This window comes from uncultured Microbulbifer sp. (genome assembly GCF_947498635.1).
GTDB lineage: Bacteria > Pseudomonadota > Gammaproteobacteria > Pseudomonadales > Cellvibrionaceae > Microbulbifer > Microbulbifer echini.
Genome location: NZ_CANMKV010000032.1, coordinates 38,824 through 48,470, shown reverse-complemented (window position 1 = coordinate 48,470; position 9,647 = coordinate 38,824). Strand labels below are relative to the sequence as shown.

11 protein-coding genes are annotated in these 9,647 nt (G+C 46.3%); 9 read left to right on the top strand and 2 right to left on the bottom strand.

What is annotated here, in order from left to right; translation table 11 throughout:
* The first annotated feature begins 66 nt into the window (after window positions 1–66).
* The gene (locus Q1A69_RS15350; RefSeq protein ID WP_299587171.1) at window positions 67–918 is read left to right on the top strand and encodes a reverse transcriptase domain-containing protein; all 852 of its coding nucleotides are present in this window, start codon (window positions 67–69) and stop codon (window positions 916–918) included.
* A 986-nt stretch (window positions 919–1,904) separates the two neighbouring features.
* Here Q1A69_RS15350 and Q1A69_RS15345 read toward each other — a convergent pair.
* A complete protein-coding gene (locus Q1A69_RS15345) occupies window positions 1,905–2,732 on the bottom strand; it encodes a DUF2306 domain-containing protein (protein ID WP_299587169.1) in 828 nt (275 codons plus the stop codon).
* 189 nt (window positions 2,733–2,921) lie between these two features.
* Here Q1A69_RS15345 and Q1A69_RS15340 point away from each other — a divergent pair, with 189 nt between their 5' ends.
* From Q1A69_RS15340 to Q1A69_RS15315, 6 genes are all read left to right on the top strand, one after another.
* On the top strand, window positions 2,922–4,193 hold the full coding sequence (locus Q1A69_RS15340; protein ID WP_299587167.1) for a sensor histidine kinase: 1,272 nt from the start codon (window positions 2,922–2,924) through the stop codon (window positions 4,191–4,193).
* A complete protein-coding gene (locus Q1A69_RS15335) occupies window positions 4,193–4,867 on the top strand; it encodes a response regulator transcription factor (RefSeq protein ID WP_299587165.1) in 675 nt (224 codons plus the stop codon). The genes Q1A69_RS15340 and Q1A69_RS15335 overlap by 1 nt, the downstream gene beginning before the upstream one ends.
* Window positions 4,854–5,306, top strand: a complete 453-nt coding sequence (locus Q1A69_RS15330; RefSeq protein ID WP_299587162.1) for a hypothetical protein — start codon at window positions 4,854–4,856, stop codon at window positions 5,304–5,306. The genes Q1A69_RS15335 and Q1A69_RS15330 overlap by 14 nt, the downstream gene beginning before the upstream one ends.
* Before the next feature lie 1,072 nt (window positions 5,307–6,378).
* Window positions 6,379–6,867 (top strand): hypothetical protein, encoded by a 489-nt coding sequence (locus tag Q1A69_RS15325; RefSeq protein ID WP_299587160.1) that lies wholly within the window; start codon window positions 6,379–6,381, stop codon window positions 6,865–6,867.
* Window positions 6,864–7,154 carry a hypothetical protein gene (locus Q1A69_RS15320; RefSeq protein ID WP_299587158.1) on the top strand — a complete coding sequence of 97 codons (291 nt, stop codon included), beginning with the start codon at window positions 6,864–6,866 and terminating at the stop codon, window positions 7,152–7,154. The genes Q1A69_RS15325 and Q1A69_RS15320 overlap by 4 nt, the downstream gene beginning before the upstream one ends.
* A 379-nt stretch (window positions 7,155–7,533) precedes the next feature.
* Window positions 7,534–7,776 (top strand): hypothetical protein, encoded by a 243-nt coding sequence (locus Q1A69_RS15315; protein ID WP_299587156.1) that lies wholly within the window; start codon window positions 7,534–7,536, stop codon window positions 7,774–7,776.
* A gap of 175 nt (window positions 7,777–7,951) precedes the next feature.
* On the opposite strand, the gene csrA is transcribed toward Q1A69_RS15315, so the two are convergent.
* Entirely contained in the window at window positions 7,952–8,131 is a 180-nt protein-coding gene (gene csrA, locus Q1A69_RS15310) for a carbon storage regulator CsrA (RefSeq protein ID WP_299587153.1), read from the bottom strand.
* A gap of 718 nt (window positions 8,132–8,849) precedes the next feature.
* Between csrA and Q1A69_RS15305 the strand changes: the two genes are divergently transcribed.
* Together Q1A69_RS15305 and Q1A69_RS15300 are read left to right on the top strand one after the other, a co-directional pair.
* Window positions 8,850–9,311: a hypothetical protein gene (locus Q1A69_RS15305; protein ID WP_299587150.1), complete on the top strand. Its 462-nt coding sequence runs from the start codon at window positions 8,850–8,852 to the stop codon at window positions 9,309–9,311.
* 2 nt (window positions 9,312–9,313) lie between these two features.
* On the top strand, window positions 9,314–9,547 hold the full coding sequence (locus Q1A69_RS15300) for a hypothetical protein (protein ID WP_299587148.1): 234 nt from the start codon (window positions 9,314–9,316) through the stop codon (window positions 9,545–9,547).
* Window positions 9,548–9,647 lie beyond the last annotated feature (100 nt).

The following is a 9,647-nucleotide window of genomic DNA, read 5'->3' as shown; positions in this document are numbered from 1 at the left end:
GTCCTAGTCAGATATTGGGAGAATATACGGCTGAGGCAGCAACCTAAAGGGTGATGCACTTCAGAGTTGAATGCAAGACTGAAGAAAAGTGGGATACCGACTGACGTGCTGGGTTTGATAAACCGATACTTAAAAGCGCCGACAGCAGCTGATGGCAAGTTAATAGCTACTACAAAAGGAGTACCGCAAGGTGGGCCGCTATCTCCGCTTCTAGCTAATATTGTACTTAATAAACTGGATTGGGAGCTGCATAGGCGCCAGCTCAGCTTTGTACGATACGCCGACGACTTTCAAATACTGGTGGGAAGCCGTCGTTCTGCTGAGCGGATAAAAGCAAACTTAACCCACTTCATCGAATGTAAGCTGAAGCTCACAGTAAATACTGAGAAGAGTGCAGAGGATCACTTCTGGAAGCGGAGCTTCCTAGGGTTTAGATTGTTGAAGAAAGGTGCCCGGATAAAGGTATCGGAATCATCGATGAATAAATTGAAGGCAAAGGTCAGAATGATCACCCGCCGAACACGAGGCCGCAAGTTTACTCAGATCGTAGAAGAGTTAAAGAAATCCCTGCTTGGTTGGAAAGCGTACTTTGACATCAGCGAAGTACTGAGCCCTCTGAAAGATCTAGACAAGTGGATAAGGCGGAAGTTGCGATGTTATCTATGGAAGCAGTGGGGACGTAGTGGGTACCGCAGATTAAGGGGGCTAAGAGTTGATCGCTTTTTAGCGTGGAATACGGCCAAATCAGCGCATGGACCATGGAGGCTAAGTAAAAGTCCAGCCCTTTACAGAGCATTACCAAATAGATACTTTAGGAACTTGGGGCTGCCGGAATTGGCAGATAGAAGTAGGAAAAGAATTGAACCGCCATGGTACGTGACCCGTATGCCTGGTGGTGTGGGAGGAGGGGCATCGTGAGGAGCCTCCCTATCCCGATTATACACAACTATTCTTGCGTATATTAATTGGCCAATAATCTCTACGCATGAGCACTGATTCCCTATGATCCTGCATTAAAGCGAACCCGGAATCAGAGCGGCATGTGATATTGAATGTTACCTCATCGAGAAGCCTCCATTCATGGGGAGAATTACTCGATTGTTAACAGATTTAGACAGTTATCACATTCCTAAATGGCGCTGCGGGCTAAAATTCTAACAGTTTTTTGGTGCACGCAAAGTAATTTCACTGTGTTGAGCTGGCTGAGGCTATGAGTGAGCTTGAAAGATATGTATAAAATACAGCGGCGACGTTAGATGACATGATAATTCTATATTGGTCAATATTCATATTTTGGGCTGGTCTCGCAATATTTGCGTGCTTTTATGGGTATAAACATAGGCCCATTGTCCAATATCGAGTGCTTCTACTGATAATACCAATTCTTGCCATTGTAGTGTTCGGCTTTGTCTTCGTTTTCAATAGCGGCTCTAATGTTGCTCAACTTTCTGGTTCACAAGACTTGTGGTCTTTATGGTTTAAGTTATATTTTCCGATAGCTATAGGTAGTCTTATCAATTTAATTTGTGCACTTTCATTAACGCTAGTAAGTTTAGTTAAAGGCCAGTATCAACAAATATTGCGATTTAATATTTAGGCATTAATTGTCACACTTATTACTCTATACCATGTGTTGCCAAAAATGCCCGATGCGTAAATTAGCGGAATTCAACATAGAGATTATGTAATTTTGATAAATGTGCTTCACAGTTTGATAGTGTTTATATCCATTTAATTAGCTGGCTCCTAGTGTTTTTTTAACTTTTTTCTTCAGTCAATAATCTTGGAGATTTACATTTCTATTTGGAGAGTTTCCCGAGTTACTGCAGCAGTCGGATCCACGAATCGTGGATCTCTACAGCCAAATCAGTATAAGAATTTCCCGTTAATCTGGCCGAGCAACCTTAGATCCGTGGCAACCACAAGCCCATCGTAGCGGCAAAAATACCAATCGCCATAAACAAGGTTAGTGGTATCAGCGCACTGACAAAAGCAATTTGGGCACCTTGTCCGGCCGCACGCTTTTGACAGTGAAAATACCATTCCAGCATGGCCAGTGGGAGCAGGTATTGGCCGAAGCCCAGCACATATAGGAAAGGTCCGGTAAAGGATTTCCAATCTATCCCCCAGCCGCCGGTGAGCATTGCCCAGCCCATTAGGGCTACGCGAAAGAACCACACTGCACTGGCAGCCATAAACAGACGCAAGGCCCAGCGACGGTGCTCAGCAATGCGCCTAGCCATTGCGGTGCGCACTGCCAGAAAGGCAAATGCCAGAATCAGTATGCCGTCCATAGTGATGCTGATCTGCGACACCAGATTACCAAAGGTATGCCGAGTCCAGGTCATGTAGAGCCCTGCAATACTCGCTATGACAGCCGTCAGCAGGTAACTGCGCCCCAGCCAGCGATGGAAGTTAGGGGCATGACGTCGCACCGAAGGGACCAGCTGCAGGGGCCCGCCGCCAATGACAATCGCGGCCAACAGCACGTGGCTCACCGAAGCCAGGTTGCCCAATGTATCTCCCTCGCGGAAGCCTGCCGGTAGGTGCAGCCTTTTCAAACCATACACTCCTGACTCGGCAATGGGTGGGTAGAAAACGGCCAGGATATAGGCAAAGAAGATCGCATGGCCGATGGCTGCGATGCAGAACCAGGTTTTTACCGACAGGTTAATGGCCCGCCGGGTATCGAATGGTCGCGGTAGTGTTTGGCTGAGTACAGCGTCGTTCATGGTTTTCTCCAGGCGATTATGGTCCGTGTTGTGTCTGAGTGAGCTTGCCGAACATGTTCAGCTTTTTCAGACCTACGCACATCGGCCACAGGCAGTAATCACATCTCCCCCAAAAGGTGGAGATGTTCATGCTTCCGTCTCCCCTGAAAGTCCCATGACAGTTGTTTGCGCCTGGTTTAGCATGCGGAAATGAAATCGTCGTCCCTCAATACGCCTGCGCCGAATCCGCTCAATGCCAGCTCGGAACTACCCAAGCTTCCTATGTGGCAGCCCTTACGGGGGCCGTTTGAGCGTTGGCCACACCTAACCGATCTGCTTATCGCGTTGCTTATGTTCTTGCTGACGCTGTTGATGTGGTCCCGCAACGGTGCACGCGAAGTGCTATCCCTGCAAAACCTGTGGGATGTCATTGCTTTCCAGTGTGCATTCCTCAGCTCCTTCGCTTTGCTGTGGCGCCGCACACACCCTTGGCAGGTACAGGCCGTTATTCTCGGCGCAACAATAGTGTTGGAGCTGGGTTTACCGGCAGATGGCATCGTGGCCATGGCGGTTTCGCTATATAGCCTTGGCCGCTACGAGGCCAATACCCGGGACAGCTTTATCGGGGTTATCGCAACGCTGGTTTTTGTGGCGTTTGACAAGGGTATTCCAGTTCAGCCAACGGCTGCGGGCACAGTAACGGTAATGCTGGTATGGGCGCTGTGGTATATCGGCCGCCGGCTGCGTTTTCGCGGCGAATATCTGCGTTTGCTGGAAGAGAGAGCCGAGTACTTGGAGCGCGAACGCAATGCCGAATCCGAGCGCGCGGTCGCAGCCGAGCGCACTCGAATCGCCCGTGAGATGCATGATGTGGTGGCGCACCAGGTGAGTCTTATGACCGTGCAGGCCGGTGCTGCCAGGGCTATCAGTCGCAATAACCCGGAAGCCGCCAGTGAGGCCATGGCTTCAGTGGAGGCTGCTGGTCGTCAGGCCATGACTGAAATGCGTCATTTACTCGGCGTACTGCGGCCCACCAATGACGACACTACGCTCACCCCGCAACCGGATTTCAATGATTTACCAGCTCTGATTGAAAAGGTCCGGCAGGTATTAAGCGAGGTCGACTGCGAAACCCACGGTGCACTGGAGAAAGTGCCGACCAGCGTCGCGCTCGCCGCCTATCGCATCGTTCAGGAATCCCTCACCAACGTCATCAAGCATGTTGGAGCGGCAGCGCGGGTGCAAGTGAGTGTACGCGCAGACGATGACACTCTTACGATTCGAGTGCGCGATGATGGAAATATTGTTGGCGAGCGGCCCATGGTGGAAACAACTATTGACGCGCAACCCGGCGGTGGGCACGGCATCGCAGGTATGCGCGAGCGCGCGGAACTGCTCGGCGGCTCTCTGTCTGCGGCTGTGGTCGATGGTAGTGGTTTTGAGGTGTATGCACAACTACCCACAGGAATGGGGAAAACATAATGTTGCGAGTGATGGTGGTAGACGATCAGGCTTTGGTGCGGCGTGGTTTTGCTCTAATCCTGGACAATGAGCCCGATATTGAAGTGGCTGCCGAGGCTGCTACTGGCATCGAGGCAATTAAAGCTGCATGTGCGCATCAGCCAGACATTATCCTGATGGATATCCGCATGCCGGAGATGGACGGACTGGAAGCCACAGCACGCATTCTGGAAGCTAGTGATGCAACTTGCCGTGTCATTATTTTGACCACGTTCGATCCCGATGAATACGTGTTTCGTGCGCTGCGGGCAGGCGCCAGTGGTTTTGTGCTCAAGGACATTCCCCCCGAGTCGCTGGTTGAGGCAGTACGCACCGTAGCAGAGGGCGGTGCCATGCTTGCACCGGGCATCACTCAACGCCTGATCAGCCAGTTCGCCCAGAAAATGGAAGCCGGCCGCAACTTGTCAGAACGCCTGGAGCGCCTCACTACTCGGGAGCGCGAAGTGCTGGAGGCCATCGCCGCCGGCAAGAGCAATGCCGAGATTGCCGAGGCCCTGTTTATTGGCCCCGCCACCGTGAAAACCCACGTTTCAAGCCTGCTCTCCAAACTGGGGTTGCGCGATCGTGCACAGGCGGTGGTGTTCGCTTACGAATGTGGCCTGGCCACAGTAGGGGAGCGCAATGTCGGCTTCTAGATCAACACGTGTTTTGCAGCGGAATGCACTGTATCGGCTTGCCGCCATCGGCGCAGTAATTTTGGGGCTGTTCCTCACCCTCGGAGCTCAAGGTCACTTTACTGCCGTTTGGCCACTGGTAGCCAGTGACGGAATGGGTTTATCCCGTCGCTTGTTGTTGATGCTGCCCGGAGTGATGCTCGCCGGCACAGCGGTGTTGAACTTCCTGCTTTGCAAACCGCTTTGGCAAGAACGTGGCTACGCTCTCAACGTTACGCTTGCGGGTAATCTGCTTACTATGGGCTACTTGCTTTACCTGATGATACGCGGCGTACCCAATCACCCTATTGGCGTTTTCCTCGCACTGGAGATATCTTTTGTACTATTGCTTGTAGGAACGAAGGCGGGACTGGTCTGGCCTGCGGTAGCAGAAGCGCCGTTTGAGAAGGACATGCAGTAATGTATGCGCTCGGGGACTGTACTAGTACTAGCTACCTGACATCATAAACTTCAAGGTTGTTTTTAATTTGCTGGTTTTTGTCTTTCTGAGGGTCAATAAAAGATTTCTCTGTGTATCTATGAAGTCATGGCCAAGTTATTTTCTTCGCAAAATTATTCCACTCGTCTAAATCATTTTTCTTACCATCAAAACTTCTAATATGAAGCAGCTGTACGTTAAGGGCATCACAAAATGACTGGAACTGAATTTCCGCAGTAAACTTGTTGTTTTTTCGTCTCGGCTCATTCGAGAGCTTCCCATACAAACTTTTCAGAACAAATCTGGATGCGTGATTCTTAACGTTAAGACCGGTGTATCCTTGTTCAGGGTGCTATCGAAATCTTTCTTTGAATATGTATATCAATTAAAGGTAAACTCTTGATCCTCTACATGCTTTTAGTATTGCCGTGCTGACGCGCTTTGGAATTATAGAGAGGCGTGATATGTAGATGCTGCTTTTGAATTAACTGTTACGTGCGAAAAGGATGTTTAGTGAAAAATTACTTCTTTACACTGATTACACTTTTGATTTTCAATACGCCTAATGTTTTTGCGGCAAGCTTTAATTGTGAAAAGGCTTCTTCAAGCTCTGAAATCCTGGTCTGATCCTACACACATAGATCTCTACATGATGGACAGGGAGGGATTTAGGGGTGTGAATGCATATCTTTATCTGATTGCTTGTCTCTTTCGGCACTATGGGGGGATACATTCGTACCAATTCTTAAGTTTTCGCTGGTTCGGTACTATAGGGTTAACATGTTTGTTTCCTATTGATACTCAAGCTATGGGTGGGCATTCCTTAGTGGTGAAGATTGGTAAGTGATGTCTGTATAAGAATGGAGAGCGCGGCAACGGTGGGGGTAGAATAGGAATATGTGGCGCTAAGTTCCTATAAATAGCTGCCCCCAAGATATTTTGTTTGACTTTCCTCTTCAGCCAATACCCTTGGCGGTTTATACTTTTAAATTAGTGGGCGTACAGGGTTACACCTACTAGTGATGTTAAATTCAAAGGAGTGTTCAAGTAGATAATGGAACAATTTAAGATACTCACGGATTTGAGAGACTATATTAAGAAGCTCGCGGAGAATGAAGGAACAGTTTTTGGGCGCCCTATACCTGAAGGTGCGAGCCCTGTATTTTATCGGCAGCAAGATGTTCCAAAGGGAAGAGAGCTAATACAAGGTATACAAGTTTGTGATTATTGCTTTAGTCCATGTAAGGCATGGGTGATTCCTCATAATCAGATGGGGCTCAGTTTTTCCGCGAACTGGCAGCACCTAAAGTCAATATATAAGCTGAAAGCATCTAAAAACCCTGGAAAAAATGTCGACGTATTTTGGGTTTTGGAGAAGTCAGATTTGCCGCCTGATCTGCAATTTGTGCAAGATCAGAAAGATAATAGACACTACTTTCTAACCATTACAAGGAGAATGACGGTTTCTCAACTAGTCCAAAAGCTCCAGATGGTTGCTGATCGTATGAGTGTAATAAGAGATGGTACGAAGGTGATAGGATGATTAATTATAAATTGCCCGAGGAGAAAGAGTTTCTTTTGCATTATGCAGAGTTACTCAATGATAAAAAAAGCCTTGAGATTATTAATTCGGGATCTTTGGCTAATAAAGAAGAGGCCATTCACTTCGCTGAGTTTTTCTGGAGAACTGTTAGCGAGTCTAACAAGCAAGATGAAAAACAAGGTGAGAGCAGTGAATATATCCTTGAGAAAATCATCATTACGTTGATGGCCTATTTTCGTTCAGCCGGTTATGAAGATGAATGGGAAGAGGTAACTGATAAAAATTAGTGTAAAAAGATTGCAGCAATGCTAACTATGTCTTGAACTCAGCTGATCCTCCTAATCAGTGTTGATTTTTCAGTTATAGAGGGTGGGGGCTGCTTTTTGATACATGTGAAGGTAACTGTAGGACAGCGACATTGTCTATCTTTGAGATAGTGTGCCCTCAGAGATACCACTATGACGATGAAAAAGGGTAGGAGGTTTGGGTGGGGCTGCCTCCATTGTGAATCTGCTCCCACCGCGCTTTCAGCGCCTACTTTTTGTTCTCTTTTGATAGGCATAATAGTATCTCTCCAACAGCAAATATGCCCCTCGATGAATTCAAAGGGCTACTTTCAAAACTGGCTTTGAAATGTCAGAAGGTATTCAAAAAGCAGATTGAGTTATGACACATATAAAAGAAATGAACTCATCACTATGTGATTGGGAAACCCGGATAATACTTGAAGCAATAACTCATGAAGCTGAGCGTTTAAAGTCTATTTGTGAAACATCTGAAGATGAGGATGAAGTGGCAGATGCTGGGAATGACTATCTAGAAGTTATTGGCCTCAAGGAACGTTTAGAAAATCAAGCAATAGAAGTTTTTGGTCAACAAATTACCAATTTCAGTAGGGAACCACTTTAGCTCTAACAAGTTATTGTGCTGATGTATTGCCCTCAATGTTGCTTGTCCGAGCAAGCATTAGCAAAACTCAGGCCCTAACTATTAGGTTACGGCTCAGCAAAGAGCTAGATTTGTTAACTAAAGGAAGGAGGATCGTCTGGAGCCTCCCTCCTTGGTGAGCCTTCCCTCAACACTTTCAATTGCCTACTTTGTGTTCTTTTTTAATGCGCACATAGATCTCTTCTCGATGAACGGGAAGGGATTTCGGGGCGCGGATGCCTATCTTTACTTGATTTCCCTTCACTTCCAACACTGTGATCGAGACATTCGTTCCAATTCTTAGGTTCTCGCCTGTTCGGCGCTTTAGGATCAACATGTTTGTTTCCTAGCGATACTCAAGTTGTGGGTGGGCATTCCTTGGTGGGGAAGCTTGGTAAGTGATACTTGGTGGAAGAGTGGGGTGGGGCGCGGGGGCGGTGGGCGCAGAATAGGAAAAGGCGGGCGCTAGGCTCCCAGAGCTTGGGTAGTCGCTCCAAGCTGCTGATTGATCTCCACTTTATTGAAGACGAGCGGGTTTCTAGCGTAGTATGCATACAGCCATCTTGATAGTCTGATTATCAATTTGGTTAGCTGGCCCCTGGTGTTGCAGCACCTTGGGTCAGCGCCTTTTCTCTATTCTTACTTCACGCTACCGTTCTCCTGTTGAAAAGAGGTGGTTCTTTTTAGAAAATTCTTGAGTTTTTTTTAGGGGGGGGCTTACAGAATTTGCCTACCCATAGTCATAAATTCTGACAGTAATCAGTTAATTCTACGCAGAATTGATGCTTAGAAAAACCTAATAAATTTCAATAAGATAATTTTGGCGCCTATATTTTTCTATGTGTTCGTTTAAGAACTATCAAATTTCTATTGTGTGGCCGGTGTTTTGTGACTTTCTTCTTTAGTCAAATCTCTCGAAGATTTATACTTTAATTTGCTGAATGCGCAGGGTCGTCTTTGCGCTCTGTCCTCCATGTATTGCACTTTACTACTAGCGCAAAGCGGAGAGGGCGAAGTAAAGCGAAAGCTTAAGAACACAAGGAGAGTTTTAATCAATGAAAGAAGATGAGAAGGAAGATCAATTTTTTGTTGATAAACGAGAGCTAGGGGAGCTATTTGACTCTAGCTTTGATCTGAATGTGAATCTATTTAGAGGAAGAAATCCTAACAATAGTGATCCAATCCTGTATCCAATTTTGAAGTCATTTCTTCTATCTAATGGCCGTGTTCGAAATGAAGACATCAAGACCTATAGAAAGGGTGGAGAGTTATGGGTTGACTGTAAATCTGGTGGGATATCACTGTTTGATGCTAAGGGGTGTCCAGTTAAGTCTTGGGAGTACTTCTTGCTTTCATTTGATAATGCCAAAATCCCTAAGGGTTTAGTGATTACAAAGGATGATTGGCATAAGAGATTTAAGTGTTTTCATTACACGATTCGACCAAATTGGGATATGCCTGTAACCAAATTTTGTATGTTACTAGACAACCTAGCAGAATGTTTACAGAAGGTATGAACATGCTTGATATAGCCGATATTTTAAACTTGGTACGATTGAACGAGCTCGAGTTACAAAAAATATATAAAGAATTAGAGTCTGAAGACGAAGAAACACGAAATAATGCTGGTGAAATTGTAATTCAGACTGAAAATTTGGCGAAAAAACTTAAAGAAATGTATGAAGATAAAAAGCCGGACTATTCTGTTTATCCAAAGTATGACGACTACATAGAATTAATTGGGAAAAGTTAATGAGTTGAGGTGTGGTCGAAAATTAGCCGCTTCTCTGTGTTTTTCCCATGTTTAAAGTCTTAACGTAAAAATCGATGTTACCTTGCCTGATTAGAATCAG